This is a genomic window from Paraburkholderia phenoliruptrix (assembly GCF_047325075.1).
GTDB lineage: Bacteria > Pseudomonadota > Gammaproteobacteria > Burkholderiales > Burkholderiaceae > Paraburkholderia > Paraburkholderia phenoliruptrix.
Genome location: NZ_CP168530.1, coordinates 2,504,139 through 2,524,427, shown reverse-complemented (window position 1 = coordinate 2,524,427; position 20,289 = coordinate 2,504,139). Strand labels below are relative to the sequence as shown.

Sequence of the window (20,289 nt, the reverse complement as noted above, 5' to 3'; positions counted from 1 at the left end):
CCGTACTACTGTGCGGCGACGTTTGCCTGAGCGGGGTAGGACCTGCGCGCACGGAGTGCGACGCGCAGACGGCGCGGCGCTGCCGGACATTGCGCCGCTGCATCGGCATAAAACGTCCGCACAGAACGTCCGCATAATGCGTCAGCAGGCGTCCGCCGTCAGGGTCTGTCCTCGCAACAAATCCCCGAAGGCTTCCGCAGTGAGCGGCTTGCCGAGCAGGAAGCCTTGCATCTCGTCGCACCGCATGGCCTTCAGCATGTGCAGTTGCGACTCGGTTTCCACGCCTTCCGCCACCACATCCATTTCCAGCGAATGCGCGAGCGCGATGATCGCGGACACGATCGCGCTGCCTTCCTCGCCGTGGGCGTCAAGGCCGTTCGTGAAGAAGCGGTCGATCTTCAGCTGCTTCACGCGAAAGCGCTGCAGATACGCGAGGCTCGAATAGCCGGTGCCGAAATCGTCGATGGCGATCTCAAAGCCGCTTGCCTGAAATTCGCGGAGCATCTCGATCGTTCTGGCCGCGTCCTGCATGGCCACCGTCTCGGTAATTTCGAACATGATCTGCTCGCAGCGCACGCCCTCTGCATTGACGATGTCGAGCATGGTCGGCACAAGGTCGGCCTGCAGGAGCTGCCGCGGCGACAGATTGATCGCCACCTTGATGGGCGGCAGGCCTTGCGCGATCCAGCGGCGGATCTGCCGGCACGCCTCGCGCAAAACCCAGTAGCCGATCTGCACGATCTGCCCCGAGCGCTCGGCAATCGGAATGAACTCCAGCGGCGCCAGTGTGCCGAGTTGCGGATGATGCAAGCGGATCAGCGCCTCCGCGCCCGCGAGCGTCTCGCTCTTGCCGTCGAATTTGGGCTGGAAATGCAGCGTGAAATGACGCTCGGCGAGCGCCTCCCGCAACGCGTTCTGGATTTGCAGCGTGCGCGTCGCGGCTTCGTTCATGCGCCGCTCGAAGAAACGGTAGGTGCTGCGGCCCGCGCGCTTCGCTTCGTACATCGCGGCGTCCGCGTGTTTGAGCAGCGTGTCCACGCTATCGCCGTCTTCGGGAAAGAGCGCGATGCCGATGCTCGGCATCACCTGCAGCGGTTGCGAATCGGCCCACGTGTCGCGCCGCATCCGCTCAAGCACGCCTTCGGCGAGCGCCGCCGCATCCGTGCGCGAAGCGAGGTTCTCGGAGAGCACCACGAACTCGTCGCCGCCGAGGCGCGCCACCGTGTCGCCCGCGCGCACGCAGATCAGAAGACGCTGCGCGAACGCGGAGAGCACCTGATCGCCGGCGGAATGACCGAGCGAGTCGTTGATCGTTTTGAAGCCGTCGAGATCCATGAAAAGGATCGCGAACAGCGACCGCTGGCGCCGCGCCGCATGAATGGCCCGCTCGATGCGCTCGGTCAGCGTGGCGCGGTTCGGCAGTCCGGTGAGCGTGTCGAGCGTGGCGAGCCGCACGATCTGCCCGTTGAGCTTCGACACGGCGCCGACGAGAAAGCTGGTGCGCGCATCGAATCGCGACAACAGCAGCGTGACGATCAGAATCGCGAAGGTGAACAGGATCACGGAGGTGGCGAGCCACGCGGCATTCACACCGGCGGCGGCGCCGCAGATCGCGCCGGGTGCGAAATCGGCCGCGGCCATGGCCACGTAATGCATGCCGCTGATGGCAATCGCCATCACGAGCGCGGCGCCGAAGCGCTTGCGCAGCACATGGCGCGCGTCGTCGTTGCTGAGCGCGCGCGCCATCCACAGCGCGGCGCTGGAGGCGCCGATCGCAATGGCGAGCGAGGCCGCGAACCACGCCGGTCGATAGCTGATGCCGGGCGACATGCGCAACGCGGCCATGCCGCTATAGTGCATGCCCGCGATGCCGAGGCCCATGAACGCCCCGCCGCCGACAAGGCGCGCGGCCGTCAGCTGTGTGTGCGTGGTCAGGCAGAGGGCGAGATAAGAGGCGCCAATGGCGAGCGCGAGCGAATAGGCCGTGTCGGCGAAATCGTAGCCGAGCGGAATCGGCAGCGAAAACGCGAGCATGGCCACGAAGTGCATCGACCAGATGCCGACGCCGAGCGCCAGCGCACCGCCCATGCGCCAGACGTGCCGCAACCGCGGCGACGCCAGCACGTAGATGCGGCCGGTCAGATCGAGTGCCGTGTACGACGCGAGCGTCGCGACGACAAACGACATGGCCACCAGCCAGGGATTGTATGAGCTCTGCATGTCAGGTCCAACCGCGAGGGAGACGCGGTTGAACTTGTTATCGACACTTCAGCGCTTTTATTTAATTGAATTTCAATATGTTAGCGATTGGCTGACGGTGCTGGCCGCGGGCAGTCGCGCGACATCGGCCTCACAGCGACTGCGCTGAAAAGGTATCGCATTGGCGGATGTCGCCCGTCGTCATGCCGCGCTTGAGCCACCGCTGGCGCTGCTCGCTCGTGCCGTGCGTGAATGCTTCCGGCACGACGCGCCCTTGCGATTGCCGCTGCAAGCGGTCGTCGCCGATCGCGCCTGCGGCGTTCAATCCCTGCTCGAAGTCGCCCGGCTCCATCAGCTTCGCGTTCTGCTGCTGCGCGACTGCCGCCCACACGCCCGCGAAACAGTCGGCCTGCAACTCGAGGCGTACGGACAACGCGTTGCCGCGTGCCTGCGACATGCGCGCCCGCGCGGCTTCGTACTTGTCCGAGATGCCGAGCACGTTCTGCACGTGGTGCCCCACCTCGTGTGCGATCACATAGGCCTGGGCGAAGTCGCCGCTTGCGCCGAAGCGATCGCGCAACTCGCGGTAAAACGACAGATCGATATAAACAGTGCGGTCGGGCGGACAGTAGAACGGCCCCATCGCGGACTGACCCGTGCCGCAAGCGGTCGGCGTGGCATCGCTGAACAGGACGAGCTTGGGCGCAGGGTAGTCCTGATTGAACTGCGTGCGGAAAATGTGTTGCCAGGTCCGCTCCGTGTTGCCGAGCACGCGGCGCACGAAGTGACTGCCGGCGTCCTCGGGGCGCGCGTTGGTCGGCGCGGTGGCCTGCGGCGCGTTGCCTTGCAGCACCTGCGCGCCGTTGATGATGGTCATCGGATTAATGCCGAAGAAGTACGAGGCGGCCAGCGCAATAATGATCGTTCCAATGCCGATGCCGCCGCCGACCCGCATCCCGCCGCCGCGCCGGTCTTCGACGTTCTGGCTTTCCACTTCATCATCAAGGCGCATGGTGTTTTCTCCGTGATCGCGTGCAACAGGCTGTGACGCATTGCGGTCCACTGCCGCAATGGAGCAGTAAGCATACCCGCGCGGTGTGCCCATGTGGGACGGCGCGCGGACGGATGGTCACGGTTCCTTCAGACCTGACAAAATGGCTAGCGATTTTCCTCCGGTTCGGCCGAGCTCAGCGTATATCCTTCGTCGAGCCATCCGGTGACGCCGCCCGCCATCAGCTTGACGGGGCGTCCAAGCCGCGCGAGGCGGAGCGCGCCGCGTGCCGCGCCGTTGCAATGCGGACCGGCGCAATACGTGACGAAAAGCGTACCGACGGGATAGCCGGCAAGCTTCGACTCGACGATCTTGCCGTGCGGCAGGTTGAGCGCGCCCGGCACGTGGCCGGCCGCGAAGTGTGCCGGGCTGCGCACGTCGAGCAGCACGAAGCCCGGCGTGCCGCTTTGCAATGCGGCGAATACATCGGCGCAATCGGTTTCGAATTGAAACTGGGCTTCGAAGTGGGCGATCGCCGCGGCGCCGGGCGCGGCGGGCACGGCCGTGACGGCGTTGGCGGCGCTTAGGGGCGTTATGGCGCTTGTGGTGCCGAGCTCAGACATGATGAGACCTCCGTGAAATAGCGTGTGCGTGAGATGAGGGCGTCGTTTTGCGATTCAGGCCGCTCATTGTGTCGCCTGGGTGCGCACCGGATAAGTGGCGCAATCGACAATCTTCGGTAACATCACGCCATGCACAATCATCTTGTCGTCGCGCTGGCCTACGACCGGCTCTGCACGTTCGAATTCGGCTGCGTGACCGAGTTGTTCGCGCTCGAACGCCCGGAGCTCGGCGTGAACTGGTATCGCTTCGGCGTTTGCGCGGCGGAGGCCGGGCCGATTCGTGCGGCCGGCGGTATCACGCTTGCAGCGCCGTACACGCTTAGGCTGCTGGATCGCGCGGACACCATCGTGATACCCGGCTGGCGCGATGCCGACGAAATGCCGCCCGAACCGCTGCTGAAAAAGATTCGCGCCGCGTACAAACGCGGTGCGCGCCTGTGCTCGATCTGCTCGGGCGTGTTTGTACTCGCGGCAGCCGGTGTGCTCGACGGCAAGACGGTCACCACGCACTGGCGTTATGCCGCGAAATTGCAGGCGCGTTATCCGAATCTGCGCGTGCAGCCCGACGCGCTCTATATCGACGAGCAGCAGATCATCACGTCGGCGGGATCGGCGGCGGGGCTCGACATGCTGCTGCATCTCGTGCGCCGCGATCACGGCAGCGCGGTCGCAAACCGCGTCGCGCAGCGGCTCGTCGTGCCGCCGCATCGCGAAGGCGGTCAGGCGCAGTTCGTGCCGCGTCCCATGCCCCACGACGAAAGCGGGCGCCTCGCGAGACTCATGGTCTGGGTGCGCAGTCATCCCGCGTTGCCGCACACGCTGCGCTCGCTCGCCGAGCGCGCCGCGATGAGTCCGCGCACGCTGCAGCGGCAGTTTCGTGACGCGACAGGCATGGCGCCGTATGAATGGCTGGTGCGCGAGCGCGTGGCCGTCGCGCGGGAGTTGCTGGAAGCGCCGAATCCTCTGCCGATGGCGCGCGTCGCGCAACTCGCCGGCTTCGGCTCCGAAGAATCGCTGCGGCGCCACTTCAGGCGCATCGCGCTGACGAGCCCGGGGGCGTATCGTAAGAAGTTCGGCGCTACCATGGCGTAGCCGCGCGAGCGTACCGCAAGCCGCAGTTCGATGGCGCAACAGGGCGCCTGCAAGGAACCCCACATGATCGACGTTGCCGAGACTATCGCCCGCTTTAACGCCGGGCGCGATCCCGAACGGCTCGCCATGAAATACAAGGCGATGCGCACGTCGCCTTTCGTATTCCTGCGCGGCACGTGTCATCTGTTTTACGAGCGCCTGCCGCAAGCCGGCGTGCTCGACGACGCGCCGCCCGTGTGGATCTGCGGCGACATGCATCTGGAAAACTTCGGCAGCTACAAGGCGGACAACGGCCTCGTCTATTTCGACAACAACGATTTCGACGAGGCGTGCCTCGCGCCGAACCTCGCCGAACTGGCGCGTTTGCTCACCAGCGTGCTGGCCGGTGCCGCCGATCTCAAGCTGAGCCGCGCGCAGGCGCTGGCGCTCTGTCATACGGCCGTGGAGGCGTATGGCGCGGCGCTCGCCTTCGGCAAGGCGCGCTGGGTCGAGCGCGAGACGTCCTCCGGCATGGTGCGCGACCTGTTCGATGCATTGGTGAGCCGCACGCGCGCCGCGCATCTGGACCGCCGCACCACACTCAAGGGCAAGACGCGCACGCTCAAGGTAGACGGCAAGAAAGCGCTGCCCGTGAGCGATGAACGGCGCGCCGCGGTCACGCAGTTCATGCAGCAGTTCGCTGCCGGCGAAAGCGATCCGGATTTTTATCGCGTGCTCGACGTCGCGCGTCGCATTGCGGGAACGGGAAGCCTCGGCGTGGACCGTTATGTGATTCTCGTCGAAGGCAAGGGCTCGCCGGACGGCAACTATCTGCTCGATCTGAAAGAAGCGCTGCCTTCTTCGGTCGTGCCGCATGTGCGCACGCCGCAGCCAGCATGGCGAACCGAAGCGGAGCGCGTCGTCGAGATTCAGCGGCGAAATCAGGCGGTTTCGCAGGCGTTTTTGCACGCGGTGGATTTCAACCAGCGCTCGTATGTGCTGCGCAGCTTGCAGCCTTCGGAAGACCGCGTCGCGTTGCAGGATTGGGACGGCAAACTGCCCAGGCTCGAAGCAGTGGTCGGCAGCATGGCCGAGTTGAGCGCATGGGCGCATTTGCGCAGCGGCGGCCGGCAGAAGTCGTCCATTGCCGATGAAATGATCGCGTTCGGCAATCGCGCCGACTGGCACTCGCCGCTGATCGAACTCGCGACACAGTGCGCGGCACAGGTCGCGGCGGACTGGAAAACGTATTGCGACGCTTACGATCGGGGTGCCTTTGCGGTCTAGTTCGATGAGGCCGGTGCGCACCTGAAGATAAAAACCAGGAAAACGTTTGCGTGTTCAAACAGGCGTTTGCCGTTCGCACCGGCCTGCACGCGTTGCTCGCCGTCATCAGGTTTACCCGCTGTTTCAGAGCTTAAAATGCGCCACTATCGTGCACCGGCGCGACACACGTGTAATAGACCGCAACAGTGCTTTGCGGTTTTCCCTCATTTAATTCACCCTCTTATGACGTAGACTTCCCAGTAACAAAAATGGTTACGGGGTGCGAGATGTTGGCCGTTTTCATCATCGCCTGTCCGATCTGCATTGCGGCGCTTTTCGGTTTTGCGCGGCATGTCGATCCACGGACGGGCCACTTCAAGCGTTGACGTTCAACGTCGCGATTTCGGGCCGAGCCGGCACGTAGGGTCTGCTGCCGGCTTTCAGCATTGCCGGTCGCGGTCGTATTCGCAGGCCTTGCCAGAGGTGCCGCGTCGCGGCACGATGCGCGATTACCTGAGCGTGGGGCAGCATCGCGTATGCGAGACTTTCTGGCGAATTGGACGGCGCGCGGGAGCGTGCTGAAGGGCGTGCTTCCGTTGAACCGCGCGGCCGCCATGCGCGACGCGCTGGCGGGCGTACAGCTCGCGTCAATGGACATACCGCAGGTGCTCGGCTACGCGCGCATTGCCGGCATGCCTGCCGTTACCGGTCTTTACACTGTCTTTCTGCCGCTTATCGCGTTCGCCTTGTTCGGCGCGTCGCGACACCTCGTCGTTGCTGCCGATTCGGCCACCGCCACCATCTTCGCAAGCCGCCTGTCGACCATGGCGCCGGTTTCGGGCGCCGAGTATGCGTCGCTCGCCGCGATGGTCGCGTTGCTGACCGCCGCGCTGCTGCTCATCGCGCGCATTTTCAAACTGGGCTTTCTCGCCGACTTCCTGTCGCGCACGGTGCTGGTCGGTTTTCTTGCCGGAGTCGGCGTGCAGGTCGGCATCGCAATGCTGGGCGATATGCTGGGCTTGCCCGGTCACGCGGCGCGCACGACGGATCAGCTGGTGCTCGTCGCGCTCCACTGGGCGCAGCTCAATGTGCCGACGCTGGCCATTTCCGTGCTCGTCGTGAGCGCGGTGCTGGTTTTCAAACGCGTCTGGCCGCGCCTGCCCGTGCCGTTGATCGCCGTGGTGGGGGGCATTGCCGCGAGCGATCTCTACGGTTTCGCCGCGCACGGCATTGCCGTACTGGGTCCGGTGACAGGCGGCTTGCCGGCGCTGCGCATGCCGTCCGTCACCTGGCAGCAGATGCTCGATCTCGTGCCGGTCGCCGCCTCCTGTTTCGTGATGATCGTCGCGCAGAGCGCCGCGGCGAGCCGCGTGTTCGCCGAGCGGCATCATGAAGCGGCCGACACCAATACGGACCTGCTCGGCATCGCCGCGGCCAACGCAGCGGCGGCGTGGTCGGGCGCCTTCGTCGTGAACGGCAGTCCGACGCAGACCGCCATGGCCGACCGCGCGGGCACCCGCAGCCAGTTCGCGCAGATCGTGTTTGCAGCGGTGGTCGCCGTGGTGCTGCTGTTCTTCAGCCGCCTTTTGCAGTATTTACCGCGCTGCATTCTGGCCAGCATCGTCTTCACGATCGCAGTCGGACTGGTGGATATCAGGACGCTCATTGCGATTCGCCGCGAAAGTCCGGGGGAATTCGCGCTCGCCGTCTCCACCGCGGCGGCCGTGGTGCTGATCGGCGTCGAGCACGGCATTCTGCTTGCGGTGGCCGTGTCGCTGCTGCGTCACGTGCGCCACAGCTATCGCCCGCATACGATGATTCTCGCGCCCGGCGACGACGGACTATGGATTCCGGTGCCCGCGGTTCCAGGCACGCAGACTGCGCCGGGGCTGATCGTTTATCGCTTCGGCGCCGATCTGTTCTATGCGAACGACCACTTTTTCGTCGACGATACGCGCAGCCTGATCAACCATGCGCCGAGCACGGTGCGCTGCTTCGTGATCGATGCGAGCGCAATTACCGACCTCGACTATTCGGCGGCGCGCTCCGTGGGCGAGCTGTGCGGCCTCCTGAAGCAGAGCGGTATCCAGGTGATGTTCGCGCGCGTGAACCGCTATCTGCGCTCGGACATGGACCGGCACGGCATTACGCCGATTATCGGCGCAAGCTGTATTTTCGGCACCTTGCACGAAGCGCTGCATGCAGCGGGGGTCGTGCAGCCCGCCGACAAATGAGGCGGTTTAATTTTTTGACGTCAGCAGTCTGAGGCCGGCAATGCCGAACATGACGGCGAGCGAGCCGTCGAGCCAGCGGCGCACCGCGATGTAAATGCGCCGCGCCGATGCCGTCGAAAACAGCAGCGCATAACTGCTGAACACCGACACGCCGATGCACATGCAGCCGAGCACGACGGGCGCGGTGTGCGCCCCATGTGCACCGCTACCCGCCGACGACATGGCAAGCGACACGATCGACATCCACACCAGAATCGCTTTCGGATTCGTGAGATGCAGCAGCAGGCCGCGCATATAGAGCCGCCTGAGCGGTTCGTCCTCACGCGCGCGGCCCGCCGGCAAGCCGGCCGGCGCGAGCGCCGAGCGCGCCGACTTGACGCCGAGCCAGAGCAGATACAGACCGCCGGCGATCTTGATCGCGACGAGGCAACCCGAGTAAGCGGCGAGCACCGCCGACAATCCTAGCCACGCGAGCAGCGCCCAGAAAAACGAGCCCGACACGACGCCGAGCGCAAACGTGAGCGCCGCGCGGCGGCCCGCGCTCATCGCGAGAGACATGATGGCCAGATTGCTCGGGCCGGGGCTTGCCGTGCCGACGAAGTAGGCGCTGTAGGCGATCAGGACATCTGCGGTGAGAAAAGCGCTGGGCGTCATGGGCTCGGACTCGCGGGCGGGCAGGGAACCACCATTGTGCGCGCCGCGCGGGCGAGCGCACAGATACAGTTGAGCAAGCGCTGATCGGCACAATCGTGCTGCGCCGGCAGTTGGCGGGACACCCATGCTGCCGGCAGGCCGCGGCTCATGCCTGTGCCGCGCTCCCGATGCAGTCGGCGAGCGCCGCGGCCACCGCTTGCCGGCTATGGCGCGGGCGCTGCACCAGCCCGATCTCGCGATGAAACGTCGCCTCGTCGAGCGGCAGGGCCGCGACGCCAGCGGGCCATTTGCCGAGGCCTGCCGTGTCGGGAATCAGGGCGATGCCGATGCCTCGCGCGACCAGTTGCGCGATCGCCTGCAATTCGTCGAGCTCCAGCACGTCGTGCACATTGAGCCGCGCGCGCCGCAGAAATCGGTCGACGAGCCGGCCGCCGAACGAAGTCCGGTCGTAACGGATAAACGGCTCGCTCTTCAGCAACTCACGCCACGAGCGCTTGCCGCGCGCCAGCGCTTTCGGCACGAGCAGCACGAAGGGCTCGGTCACGAGCGTGCGCCATTCCAGTTCCGAAGGCAGCGCGAACGGCGGTTTGATGATGACTGCGAGATCGAGTTCGCCCGAGTCGACCTGTCCGAGCAGGTTCAGCGATACGCCGGGCACGACGCGAATGCGCCAGCCTGGACGGTCCTCGCGAAAGCGCGCCAGGGCGACTGCGAGAAACGACACTTGCGCCGATGCAATCGCGCCCACGCGCAGCATGCCGCTCTCCGCTGCGAGCGCGCCGCGTTCCGAAAGGCGCGCATAAAGCGCGATGATTTCCTCGGCAAGCGCGAGCGTTTCGCGCCCCGCGTCGTTGAGCGTCGCGGAGCGGCCCGTGCGGTCGAACAGCGCAAAGCCCAGTTCGTCTTCGAGGCGTTGCATCTGCGCGCTCACCGCCGATTGCGTGAGACCGATGCGTGCACCCGCCGCGGAAAACGTGCCGTACTGGCTGACGGCAATCAAGGTTCTAAGTTCGGCGAGCATGTTTTCAATTGATCGATTTTCGTGTTGGTCAGCTCAAATATATATCGTTTCCCATCATTTTTACTGGTGGTTAAACTTTGCAGTCACAGCACCGTCATTCATCCATCGAGCACCTACAGCGAGTCCATCGTCATGAGCGCGACCACTACCACCGTCCTGCCGCCGTTCCACCTGGCGTTTCCCGTCCACAGCCTCGCCGCCGCGCGCGAGTTTTACGGCGAACTGCTCGGTTGCCCCGAAGGCCGCAGTTCCGAGCATTGGGTCGATTTCAATTTCTACGGGCATCAGATCGTCGCGCATCTCGCGCCGGACGAAGTCGGGCACAGACAAACGAGCAAGGTCGACGGCGACGCCGTGCCGGTGCGCCACTTCGGCGCCGTGCTTTCCATGGAGCAATGGCAGGTCGCTGCGGACAAGCTGCAAAAAGCGGGCATCGACTTCATCATCGAGCCGCATGTGCGTTTCAAGGGCGAAGTGGGCGAACAGGCGACCATGTTCTTCCTCGACCCGTCGGGCAACGCGCTCGAATTCAAGGCGTTTGCCGACATGTCGTCGCTGTTCGCAAAGTAAAACGCACAGAAAACGTGTAGGACAATTGAAATAAAAGCGGCGGCTCGCGCAAGGCAGCGCCGCCCTGCAACGCTTTTTCCTTACGATAAGCTTCCTGACAATTCCGCCATTTTCGCGCCATGCAGGTGTTGGGGCTGGCGATCTAGCATAAGCGCCAGTTAATCTACCCTCCAGCTGCTCGCAGCGGTCTCCCGCACTTAACTCAGGCGCGTTTCATGTGGATTGTCAACGTTGCGCTTAAGCGGCCCTACACGTTCATCGTGATGGCCATTCTGATCGTGCTGGCGACGCCTTTCGTGCTGTTCACCACGCCGGTCGACGTGCTGCCCGAAATCAACATTCCGGTCGTCAGCATCATCTGGACTTATAACGGCCTGTCCGCCGAGGACATGGCTCACCGGATCGCCTCCGTCAACGAGCGCAGTCTCACGACCACGGTCAACGACATCGAGCATATCGAGTCGCAATCGCTCGCGGGCATCACGATCCTGAAGGTGTTTCTGCAGCCGAATGCGAACATCCAGACCGCGATCGCGCAAACCGTGGCCGTCGAGCAGGCGCAGCTCAAGCAGATGCCGCCCGGCGCGACGCCGCCTCTCGTCATCAGCTATTCGGCCTCGAGCATTCCGGTCATTCAACTGGGATTGTCGAGCACCAAGCTCTCGGAGCAGCAGCTCAACGATACCGCGCTCAACTTTCTGCGCCCGCAGCTCGTGACTATTCCCGGCGCCGCCGTGCCGTATCCGTATGGCGGGAAGTCGCGCCTCATTTCCGTCGACCTCAACACGCGGGCGTTGCTCGCCAAAGGGCTGACGCCGCTCGATGTGGTCAGCGCGTTCAACGCGCAGAATCTGATTCTGCCCACCGGCACGGCGAAGATCGGCCCGAGGGAATACACGATCAACATGAACGGCTCGCCGTCGACGCTGGAGGGGCTCAACGATATTCCGGTGCGCACGGTCAACGGCGCCACGACGTATCTGCGCGAAGTCGCTCATGTGCGCGACGGTTTCTCGCCGCAAACGAATATCGTGCGGCAGAACGGCCATCGCGGTGTGCTGATTTCAGTGCTCAAAAACGGCAGTGCGTCGACACTGTCCATCGTCAATACGCTGCACGGGCTGCTGCCGGCCGCGCGCGCGGCATTGCCGCCCGACCTGAACATCACCGCGCTCTTCGATCAGTCGGTGTTCGTGAAGGCCGCGGTGGAGGGCGTGCTGCGCGAGGCCGTGGTCGCCGCCGCGCTGACGGCCGCGATGATCCTGCTCTTTCTCGGCAATTGGCGCAGCACCTGCATCATCGCGATCTCGATTCCGCTGTCGATTCTCTCGTCGCTGATCGCGCTGCATGCGCTCGGGCAGACCATCAACATCATGACGCTCGGCGGCCTTGCGCTTGCGGTGGGTATTCTCGTCGACGACGCGACCGTGACGATCGAGAATATCGAGCGGCATCTGCATATGGGCACGAATCTGCACGATGCGATTCTGGAAGGTGCCGGCGAAATCGCGATTCCCGCGCTCGTTTCCACGCTGTGCATCTGTATTGTGTTCGTGCCGATGTTCTTCCTGACCGGCGTGGCGCGCTACCTGTTCGTGCCGCTCGCGGAGGCCGTGGTGTTCGCGATGCTGGCGTCGTACATTCTGTCGCGCACGCTCGTGCCCACGCTCGCCATGCTGCTGATGGGCCACGCGCACAAGCCGAAGCCCGATGTCAGGCCGAGTCTGTTTCAGCGCCTGTACCGGCGTTTCGACAATGGCTTCGAGCGCATGCGCGCGGCCTACATTGTGATTCTCAGCAGCCTGCTGGTGCGCCGCGGCCGTTTCGGCAGCCTGTTTCTTGGCTTCTGCGTGGTGTCGATGGGACTTGCATTCGTGCTCGGCGAAGACTTTTTCCCGAGCGTCGACGCGGGCAATATCCGCCTGCACATGCGCGCGCCGACCGGCACACGTATCGAGGAAACCGCGCGTCTTGCCGACGAGGTCGAGAAGGTGATTCGCGAAGTCGTGCCCGAGAAAGAGCTCGGCACCATTCTCGACAATCTCGGGCTGCCCTATAGCGGCATCAACCTGTCGTACAGCAATTCAGGCACGATCGGCACGCTCGACGGCGAAATCCAGATCGCGCTGAAAGAAGGCCACGAGCCGACGCAGCGCTACGTGGAGAAGTTGCGCGCGCTGCTGCCGCAGCGCTTTCCGGGCGTCGAGTTTTTCTTCCAGCCCGCCGACATCGTCACGCAGATTCTCAACTTCGGCCTGCCCGCCGCGGTGGATGTGCAGATTGCCGGCGCGGACCAGTTGGGCAATTTCGACGTCGCGCGCAAGCTGTTGAAAGAAGTGCGCCAGATTCCGGGCACGGTCGATACGCACATCCAGCAGAAGCTCGACGAGCCCGCCATCAACCTGCAGATGGACCGCACGCGTTTGCAGCAGCTCAACCTGAGCGCGAGCAACGTTGCGCAAAACCTGCTGGTTTCGCTATCGGGAAGCTCGCAGACGTCGCCGGGCTTCTGGTACAACGACCGCAACGGCGTCGAGTACAACGTGGCGGTCCAAACGCCGCAGTACCGTATTTCGTCTATCGACGACCTGTTGCGCACGCCGGTGTCGGCCTCTTCGACAGGACCGACGCAACTGCTCGGCAATCTCGTGCGCGTGTCGCCGCAAAACCAGTTCGCGGTGGTCACGCACTACAACATCCGGCCCGTGATCGATCTGTACGTGAGCGTCGACAAGCGCGATCTGGGCAGCGTCGCGAACCAGGTCGACAAGCTCGTCGAGAAAGCGCGCGCAACGCTGCCGCGCGGCAGTCAGATCACCGTGCGCGGCCAGGTAGAGACCATGCGCACGTCGTACTTCGGTCTCGGCCTCGGTGTGGCCATGGCGATCGTGCTCGTGTATCTGCTGATCGTGGTGAACTTCCAGTCGTGGGTCGATCCGCTCATTATCGTGAGCGCTTTGCCTGCGGCGCTCGCCGGCATCGTGTGGATGCTGTTTCTTACCGGCACGCATCTGAGCGTGCCTGCGCTCACCGGCGCGATCATGACGATGGGCGTCGCCACGGCGAACAGCATTCTGATGGTCGCGTTCGCGCGGCAGCGGCTTTCCGCCGGTGCGCCGCCGCTGACGGCAGCGCTGGAGGCGGGAGCGAGCCGTATACGCCCGGTGCTGATGACGGCGTTCGCGATGATCATCGGCATGATTCCGATGGCGCTCGGTCTGGGCGAAGGCGCCGAGCAGAACGCGCCACTCGGCCGCGCGGTGATCGGCGGATTGCTGTTTGCAACGGTATCCACGCTGTTTTTCGTGCCGGTCGTGTTTGCGGGCATTCATACGCGTCTCGCGCGTCGTCATCGAAACGAACACGAAGACCACGAAAGCGGCAGCACCGGCGAACCGGCATGAGCGCTGGACCCATGGATTGAGAACGTGAAGAAAACGGCTACCTCGGACCGACCGGGCTAGCTCACCAGAATGGCTAACTGAGATGACCGAAAAAACTCATGCATCGCTGGCAATTCCGTCTCGAGAGACGGAAAGCGGCCACGCCCTGCCGCCGCGCAATCGCGAATGGAAGCGCGCGAAGATCGCCATCTGGATCGTGCTCGTGTTGCTCGCGCTCGGCGCGCTGCGTACCGTGGTCGCGAATCTGATGCAGAACCGCGCCGTCGAGCAAACGACCCGGCAGAACGCCACGCAATATGTCGATGTGGTGAGGCCGACACCCGCCGAAGGCGGCGGCGTCACCACGTTGCCGGGCACCTTGCGCGGCAGCGTCGAATCGCCGATTTATGCGCGCTCCACCGGTTATCTGCTGCGCTGGTACGTGGACATCGGCGCGCGTGTGAAGCAGGGCCAACTGCTCGCGGAACTCGATACGCCCGAAATCGACCAGGAACTCGCGCAGGCACTGGCGCAGCGCCAGCAGACCAGTTCCAGTCTCGCGCTGGCAAAGAGCTCGCTCGAGCGCTGGCAGCAGCTTCGGCAACGGGACGCGGTTTCGCAGCAGGAACTCGACGAGCGGCAAAGCACCTATACGCAGGGCGTTGCCAACCTGGCCGCCGCCGATGCGAACGTGCAGCGCCTGCGCCAGCTCGAATCGTTCAAGCGTATCGTCGCGCCGTTCGCAGGCGTGATCACGCAACGCAATGTGGATGTCGGCGATCTCATCGACGCGGGCAGCGGCACGAGCCGCGCGCTTTTCGCGCTTGCGCAATCGGACCCGCTGCGTGTCTATGTGCAATTGCCGCAGGCGTATGCGCAGAACGTGTCGGTGGGGCAGAAGGTCGTTGTTACGCAGGCCGAACTGCCGGGGCAGCAGTTTCATGGCACCGTGACGCACATTTCGGGCGCCATCGACGTGCCCACGCGCTCCCTGCAGGTCGAGGTGACGCTGCCGAATCCCGACAACACGCTGCGTCCCGGCGCCTACGTGCAGGTCGCGCTGCCTTCCGTCGCCCGCGCGCAGTGGATGGTGCCCGGCAATGCCTTGCTGTTTCGCGCGGAGGGGCCGCGGCTTGCCGTAGTCGACGCGAAGGGCGACGTGCAGTTGCGCAAGGTCGTGATCGCGCAGGACCTCGGGCAGACGCTCGAAATCGAAAGCGGAATTGACGGCAACGACAGAATCATCATCAATCCGAGCGATTCCATTGCGGACGGCGATCATGTGGAGATCGCCGCACCGCAGAAGAGCGCGAAGGGGGCGTCGTGAAGCAGCCATGCTCCGGCCGCGTCGTGATGACGTGTTTAGCCGCGGCGAGCGCGGGCATGCTCGCCGCCTGCACCGTGGGGCCCGACTATAAGCGGCCGCAGGCCGAGGTGCCGCCGGCATGGAACACCGACTCCTACTGGCGCGTTGCCGCTCCCTCGCATGCGCCGATGGACCCGGACTGGTGGAACGTCTATCACGACGCCACGCTCGCCGCGCTGGAAACGCAGGCGCTCGCGCAAAACCAGACGCTCGTCGCGGCCAGCGCGCACTATGCGCAGGCGAAGGCGACGCTCGCGAACACGCGCGCGCAGCAAATTCCCGAAGTGGACCTCGCGGCGTCGGCGTCGCGCTTTCGCATTTCGCAGGACAGGCCGCGCACCAACTACGCCACGCCGACCGTCTCGACCGTGCAGAACAATCTGCAGCTCGGTCCCACCGTCAGCTACGACACGGACCTGTTCGGCCGCATACGCCGTCAGGTGGAAGGCGCGACGGCTTCCGCGGAACAGTCGGCCGACGATCTCGCGAACGCGCGGCTCATTCTCACGACCGAGGTCGCAAGCGATTACTTCTCGCTGCGCGAACTCGACACCGAAATCGACGTGCTCGATCAATCGGTCAAGCTGCAGCAAAAAGCGCTGGACTACGTGAATGCCGAACACGAACTCGGCGCGGTATCGGGCCTCGACGTCTTGCAGCAGAAATCGCTGCTCGACACGACGCGTGTGCAGGCGCAACTGTTGTTGAACCAGCGCGCGCAATACGAGCATGCGCTTGCCGCACTCGTCGGCGTGAGCGCGCCGCAGTTCGCGATCGAACCGAAGGTGTTGACGTTTCAGGTGCCCGCCATTGCGCTCGGCGTGCCGAGCGACCTGCTGCAGCGGCGGCCCGATATCGCCTCGGCGGAGCGCGCGATGGCGGCGGCCAATGCGCAGATCGGCGTCGCGAAGGCGGCGTTTTTCCCGAGTCTCACGCTCACGCCGGGCATCGGCTGGGAAGCCACGCAGTTCGCGAGCTTGCTGAGCGCGCCGACGCTCATGTGGACGCTCGGCGCGGCGGCGGGCCAGGTGCTGTTCGACGGCGGGCGCCGCGCGGCCAATGTGCAGTACGCGAGTGAAGGCTACAAGGCGACGGAGGCCAACTATCGGCAAACCGTGTTGAACGCATTCCAGCAGGTGCAGGACGGCATCACGGGTCTTGCGGTGCTCGACGGCGCCGCGAAGCAGTCGGAAGAAGCGGTCGCGGACGCGCAGCGCCTGCTCGGGCTCGCCAACGACCGCTATTCCGGCGGTCTTGTCGCGTATCTGAACGTGATCACCGCGCAGCAGTCGCTGCTTAACAGCAGGCGCCAGGACGCGCAGATTCGCGGTCAGCAGATGACGCTTTCCGTCGCGCTCGTGAAGGCGTTGGGCGGCGGCTGGGACGAGGGCGCGGCAGCTGTCACTGCTGGACCGGGCGGGTCGCAACAGAGCATGCAACCGAACAAGCAACCGACCGCGCAGCCGAACACGCAACCGCACTCGCAGGCAGACGGCGCGATTCAAACGCGCGCTGCCGCGCAGTGAGACGCAGCGCGGTCGCGGACGCCATCCACCCGTGGGAGAAGCCATGCAAGGCCTTTCGTATAATGCAGACACTAGGGGATGCGCATGAAATTGCTGATTGTTGAAGACGAGCACAAGGTGGTGGACTACCTGCGCTCCGGTTTGACAGAGCAGGGTTGGGTCGTGGATGTCGCGCTCGACGGCGAGGAAGGCATGCATCTGGCCACCGAGTTCGATTACGACGTCATCGTGCTCGACGTCATGCTGCCCAAGCGCGACGGCTTCAGCGTGCTGAAGGCACTGCGCATGCGCAAGTCGACGCCCGTCATCATGCTCACCGCGCGCGATCATGTGAACGACCGCGTGCGCGGCCTGCGCGAAGGCGCGGACGACTACCTCACCAAACCTTTCTCCTTCCTCGAACTGGTCGAACGCCTGCACGCGCTCGCGCGCCGCACGCGGTCGCAGGAATCGACGCTGATTTCGGTCGGCGATCTGTTTGTCGATCTGATCGGGCGGCGCGCGACACGTGACGGCGTGCGGCTCGACCTGACCGCGAAAGAATTTCAGTTGCTGAGCGTTCTGGCCCGCAGGCAAGGCGACATTCTGTCGAAGACGGCCATCACCGAGCTGGTGTGGGACGTCAACTTCGACAGTCATACGAATGTGGTGGAGACGGCCATCAAACGATTGCGCGCGAAGCTGGACGGCCCGTTTCCGTCGAAGCTGCTGCATACCGTGCGCGGCATGGGTTACGTGCTTGAAGTGCGTGAAGAGGCGGAGCCGTCATGAACCGTTCCATCGCGCGGCGCCTTGCATTGATGTTCGCGCTCGTCGCGCTGTTTGTGTTTACGCTCGTCGGCGCAGGGCTCTTTGCGGTGCTGCGCTCGCAGCTGGAGAGCCACTTGCGCGAGTCGCTCGACGACCGCGCGCAGATCGCGCGGCTCATCTGCAATCATGGGCTGACACCCGACAAGTGGCGCATGTCGCGCGAAAAGCTCACCGACATGACGCCGCCCGACCGCAGCACCGTGTATGCGGTCACGAGCATCGAGCCGTCCTACAACTACGGCAAGCCGATAGAAGGCACCATTATCAAGACCCTGCCCGGCGGCTACGCGCGCGTGAGGCCAGTGGGCGGCGGTGCAGACATGCTCACCACCACCGTGTCCATTCCCGGCTATTCGACGCGTCCGCCGATGCAGCTGCAGGTGGCGTCGAGCTACATGCCGAATATTCGCACCATGCGCGTATTCGGCTTCGCGCTCGCCGCGCTGTCGGCGCTCGGCAGTCTGGCGGTGCTGCTGCTCAGCTACTCGGTCACGCGCATCGGGCTCGCGCCGCTCACGCGCCTCACGCGCGACGCGTCCGCCGTCAGTCCCAACAATCGCTCGCAACGGCTCAATACCGCGTCGCTGCCGCACGAGCTGAACGATCTGGCGAATTCGTTCAACGGCGCGCTCGAGCGGCTCGACGGCGCGTATTGCCGGCTCGAGTCGTTCAACGCAGACGTCGCGCACGAATTGCGCACGCCGGTGACGATCCTGATCGGCCAGACCGAAGTCGCACTGACGCGCAATCGTTCCGTAGACGATCTGCGCCACACGCTGCAATCGAACCTCGAAGAATTCGAACGCATGCGCGCGATCATCAACGACATGCTGTTTCTCGCGCGCGCCGACCAGGGCGAGCGCGCGACCGGGCTCATGGAAGTCTCGCTCGCGGCAGAAGTCGCGCATACGCTGGAGTTTCTGGAGATTCCGCTCGAAGAAGCCCGCGTGCAGGCGCGCCTTCAGGGCGACGCCGTCGCGCATGTCAACCGCTCGCTGTTCGGCCGCGCCTGCACGAATCTGTTGATGAATGCGATCCAGCATTGCCAGCCGGGTGCGCAGATCAGCGTGAGGATCGCGCGCGAAGCGGAGCAGGTGCGAATCGAAGTCGCGAATCCCGGCGAGCCGATCGAGCCCGCGGTGCTCGAACATCTGTTCGACCGGTTTTATCGCGTTGAAGCCTCGCGCACCAATAGCCGCGAGAATCACGGGCTGGGTCTTGCCATCGTGAAGGCGATTGCGGAGATGCATCGCGGCACGGTGTCGGTGCAGAGCGCGAACGGCGTAAACACCTTTGCTTTTTCGGTGGCCGCTTCGCGTGTCGAGGGCGTTGGGCAGCCGCCGCGTGCGAATGTGCCGGAGAGTGCGGCTGCGAATGCGCAGAACGCCTCCGTGCCAGGCGCGGCTTCCTATTCGTCGCTCGTGAAGGGCAAGTCTGCCTGAACGGGGAGACGCCGCTGCGGCGGCTCAGCGCTCGCGAGGCTCAGCGCGCTCACGCGCACGCCGAGCAGCCGCAGCTTGCGGTTGAGCTCGACGCGCCGCAGGCATTCGGTGGCCGCGCGGCGTATTTCCGCGGCGTCGGCGGTGGGCGCCTCCAGCGTCAGGTCGCGCGTGACGGTGCGGAAATCGTCATAGCGCAGCTTGATGCCGACGGTCTTGCCGACATAGCCCTTGCGCACCAGGTCTTCCGCGACCCGCACGCACAGGCCGGTAAACGAGCTCGATAACGCCGGCCGGTCGTGGCGCGGATGCAGGTCGCGCTCGAAGGTCGTTTCGCGGCTCATCGATTTCGGTTCCGATTCCACCACCACGGGCCGCTCGTCCTCGCCTTGCGCGACACGCATGAGCCACGCCGAGTAACTGCGCCCGAAGTGGTCCTGCAGCAGGCCCGCGTCCGCCGCGGCCAGATCGCCGACGGTCGCAATGCCGAGCGCCGTGAGTTTTTCCGCCGCCTTCGGGCCGATGCCGTTGACCTTGCGCACGGGCAGCGGCCACACGCGCAGCGGCACGTCAGCAGGCGTGAGAAGGGTGAGGCCGTCGGGCTTGTCGAGTTCGGAGCCGATTTTCGCGAGCAGTTTGTTCGGCGCCACGCAGATCGAGCACGTGAGGCCAGTGGCCTGATTCACCGCCTGCTTGATGCGCGCGGCGATGTCGCGCGGCTCGCCCGGGAGTTCCGTGAGATCGATATAGATTTCGTCGATGCCGCGGTCTTCGATACGGTCGGTAAAGGTGGCCACCGCAGCCTTGAAGAGCCGCGAGTAATGACGGTAGGAGTCGAAGTCCGTGGGCAGCAGGATCGCGTCCGGCGCGAGCACGGCCGCCTTCATCATGCCCATGGCGGAAAACACGCCGAGTGCACGCGCTTCGTAAGTGGAGGTGGTCACGACGCCGCGCCCTGCGTAGTCGCGCAGCTTCGCAAAACGGCGGCTGCCGTCTGCGAGTGTTTGCGGCGCGCCGTTGCGGCCGCCGCCTATCACCACGGCCTTGCCGCGCAGTTCCGGATAGCGCAATAGCTCGACGGACGCGTAAAACGCGTCCATGTCGAGATGCGCGATACGGCGGCTTGCTGAACTCAT

15 protein-coding genes are annotated in these 20,289 nt (G+C 64.6%); 9 read left to right on the top strand and 6 right to left on the bottom strand.

From position 1 onward, the window contains the following. Positions 1-141 precede the first annotated feature (141 nt). The 3 genes from ACEN8U_RS11170 to ACEN8U_RS11160 form a co-directional block, all read right to left on the bottom strand. Complete coding sequence (locus ACEN8U_RS11170) at positions 142-2,220, bottom strand: putative bifunctional diguanylate cyclase/phosphodiesterase (protein WP_310109261.1); 2,079 nt, start codon at positions 2,218-2,220, stop codon at positions 142-144. Between the two features lie 130 nt (positions 2,221-2,350). After that, positions 2,351-3,211, bottom strand: a complete 861-nt coding sequence (locus ACEN8U_RS11165) for a neutral zinc metallopeptidase (protein WP_310109258.1) — start codon at positions 3,209-3,211, stop codon at positions 2,351-2,353. A 146-nt stretch (positions 3,212-3,357) separates the two neighbouring features. Continuing rightward, positions 3,358-3,813, bottom strand: coding sequence for a rhodanese-like domain-containing protein (locus ACEN8U_RS11160; protein WP_310109257.1), 456 nt, complete (start codon positions 3,811-3,813; stop codon positions 3,358-3,360). Positions 3,814-3,942: 129 nt separating this feature from the next. Here ACEN8U_RS11160 and ftrA point away from each other — a divergent pair, with 129 nt between their 5' ends. The 3 genes from ftrA (at position 3,943) to ACEN8U_RS11145 (ending at position 8,384) form a co-directional block, all read left to right on the top strand. Beyond that, positions 3,943-4,905 carry a transcriptional regulator FtrA gene (gene ftrA, locus ACEN8U_RS11155; protein WP_310109254.1) on the top strand — a complete coding sequence of 321 codons (963 nt, stop codon included), beginning with the start codon at positions 3,943-3,945 and terminating at the stop codon, positions 4,903-4,905. A 63-nt stretch (positions 4,906-4,968) separates the two neighbouring features. Further along, on the top strand, positions 4,969-6,171 hold the full coding sequence (locus ACEN8U_RS11150) for a DUF2252 domain-containing protein (protein ID WP_310109252.1): 1,203 nt from the start codon (positions 4,969-4,971) through the stop codon (positions 6,169-6,171). Positions 6,172-6,686: 515 nt separating this feature from the next. Next, positions 6,687-8,384: a SulP family inorganic anion transporter gene (locus tag ACEN8U_RS11145; protein WP_310109249.1), complete on the top strand. Its 1,698-nt coding sequence runs from the start codon at positions 6,687-6,689 to the stop codon at positions 8,382-8,384. Positions 8,385-8,390: 6 nt separating this feature from the next. Here the strand turns inward: ACEN8U_RS11145 and ACEN8U_RS11140 are convergent, their stop codons facing one another. Together ACEN8U_RS11140 and ACEN8U_RS11135 are read right to left on the bottom strand one after the other, a co-directional pair. Beyond that, positions 8,391-9,038, bottom strand: a complete 648-nt coding sequence (locus tag ACEN8U_RS11140; RefSeq protein ID WP_310109246.1) for a LysE family translocator — start codon at positions 9,036-9,038, stop codon at positions 8,391-8,393. A 145-nt stretch (positions 9,039-9,183) separates the two neighbouring features. Beyond that, entirely contained in the window at positions 9,184-10,059 is an 876-nt protein-coding gene (locus ACEN8U_RS11135; RefSeq protein ID WP_310109243.1) for a LysR family transcriptional regulator, read from the bottom strand. Positions 10,060-10,191: 132 nt separating this feature from the next. Here ACEN8U_RS11135 and ACEN8U_RS11130 point away from each other — a divergent pair, with 132 nt between their 5' ends. The 6 genes from ACEN8U_RS11130 to ACEN8U_RS11105 all read left to right on the top strand — a co-directional run bounded on the left by ACEN8U_RS11130 (position 10,192) and on the right by ACEN8U_RS11105 (position 19,156). Beyond that, entirely contained in the window at positions 10,192-10,629 is a 438-nt protein-coding gene (locus tag ACEN8U_RS11130; RefSeq protein ID WP_310109242.1) for a VOC family protein, read from the top strand. A 215-nt stretch (positions 10,630-10,844) separates the two neighbouring features. Beyond that, positions 10,845-14,033, top strand: a complete 3,189-nt coding sequence (locus tag ACEN8U_RS11125) for an efflux RND transporter permease subunit (RefSeq protein ID WP_310109239.1) — start codon at positions 10,845-10,847, stop codon at positions 14,031-14,033. A gap of 82 nt (positions 14,034-14,115) precedes the next feature. After that, positions 14,116-15,339: an efflux RND transporter periplasmic adaptor subunit gene (locus ACEN8U_RS11120; RefSeq protein ID WP_310109237.1), complete on the top strand. Its 1,224-nt coding sequence runs from the start codon at positions 14,116-14,118 to the stop codon at positions 15,337-15,339. Positions 15,340-15,365: 26 nt separating this feature from the next. Then, the gene (locus ACEN8U_RS11115) at positions 15,366-16,904 is read left to right on the top strand and encodes an efflux transporter outer membrane subunit (protein ID WP_310109636.1); all 1,539 of its coding nucleotides are present in this window, start codon (positions 15,366-15,368) and stop codon (positions 16,902-16,904) included. A gap of 84 nt (positions 16,905-16,988) precedes the next feature. Next, positions 16,989-17,675, top strand: coding sequence for a heavy metal response regulator transcription factor (locus tag ACEN8U_RS11110; RefSeq protein ID WP_013591770.1), 687 nt, complete (start codon positions 16,989-16,991; stop codon positions 17,673-17,675). Further along, complete coding sequence (locus tag ACEN8U_RS11105; protein WP_310109235.1) at positions 17,672-19,156, top strand: heavy metal sensor histidine kinase; 1,485 nt, start codon at positions 17,672-17,674, stop codon at positions 19,154-19,156. The genes ACEN8U_RS11110 and ACEN8U_RS11105 overlap by 4 nt, the downstream gene beginning before the upstream one ends. Here ACEN8U_RS11105 and dinB read toward each other — a convergent pair. Further along, positions 19,123-20,289, bottom strand: coding sequence for a DNA polymerase IV (gene dinB / locus ACEN8U_RS11100; RefSeq protein ID WP_310109231.1), 1,167 nt, complete (start codon positions 20,287-20,289; stop codon positions 19,123-19,125). The two genes, ACEN8U_RS11105 and dinB, sit on opposite strands and share 34 nt — an antisense overlap.

Excerpts from the sequence above, each read along its gene's own strand:
- ACEN8U_RS11150 (WP_310109252.1), top strand. The coding sequence starts at position 4,969 with ATGATCGACGTTGCCGAGACTATCGCCCGCTTTAACGCCGGGCGCGAT.
- ACEN8U_RS11140 (WP_310109246.1), bottom strand. The coding sequence starts at position 9,038 with ATGACGCCCAGCGCTTTTCTCACCGCAGATGTCCTGATCGCCTACAGC.
- ACEN8U_RS11115 (WP_310109636.1), top strand. The coding sequence starts at position 15,366 with ATGACGTGTTTAGCCGCGGCGAGCGCGGGCATGCTCGCCGCCTGCACC.
- ACEN8U_RS11130 (WP_310109242.1), top strand. The coding sequence starts at position 10,192 with ATGAGCGCGACCACTACCACCGTCCTGCCGCCGTTCCACCTGGCGTTT.
- ftrA (WP_310109254.1), top strand. The coding sequence starts at position 3,943 with ATGCACAATCATCTTGTCGTCGCGCTGGCCTACGACCGGCTCTGCACG.
- ACEN8U_RS11125 (WP_310109239.1), top strand. The coding sequence starts at position 10,845 with ATGTGGATTGTCAACGTTGCGCTTAAGCGGCCCTACACGTTCATCGTG.
- dinB (WP_310109231.1), bottom strand. The coding sequence starts at position 20,289 with ATGAGTTCAGCAAGCCGCCGTATCGCGCATCTCGACATGGACGCGTTT.
- ACEN8U_RS11135 (WP_310109243.1), bottom strand. The coding sequence starts at position 10,059 with ATGCTCGCCGAACTTAGAACCTTGATTGCCGTCAGCCAGTACGGCACG.
- ACEN8U_RS11105 (WP_310109235.1), top strand. The coding sequence starts at position 17,672 with ATGAACCGTTCCATCGCGCGGCGCCTTGCATTGATGTTCGCGCTCGTC.
- ACEN8U_RS11110 (WP_013591770.1), top strand. The coding sequence starts at position 16,989 with ATGAAATTGCTGATTGTTGAAGACGAGCACAAGGTGGTGGACTACCTG.
- ACEN8U_RS11160 (WP_310109257.1), bottom strand. The coding sequence starts at position 3,813 with ATGTCTGAGCTCGGCACCACAAGCGCCATAACGCCCCTAAGCGCCGCC.
- ACEN8U_RS11170 (WP_310109261.1), bottom strand. The coding sequence starts at position 2,220 with ATGCAGAGCTCATACAATCCCTGGCTGGTGGCCATGTCGTTTGTCGTC.
- ACEN8U_RS11145 (WP_310109249.1), top strand. The coding sequence starts at position 6,687 with ATGCGAGACTTTCTGGCGAATTGGACGGCGCGCGGGAGCGTGCTGAAG.
- ACEN8U_RS11165 (WP_310109258.1), bottom strand. The coding sequence starts at position 3,211 with ATGCGCCTTGATGATGAAGTGGAAAGCCAGAACGTCGAAGACCGGCGC.
- ACEN8U_RS11120 (WP_310109237.1), top strand. The coding sequence starts at position 14,116 with ATGACCGAAAAAACTCATGCATCGCTGGCAATTCCGTCTCGAGAGACG.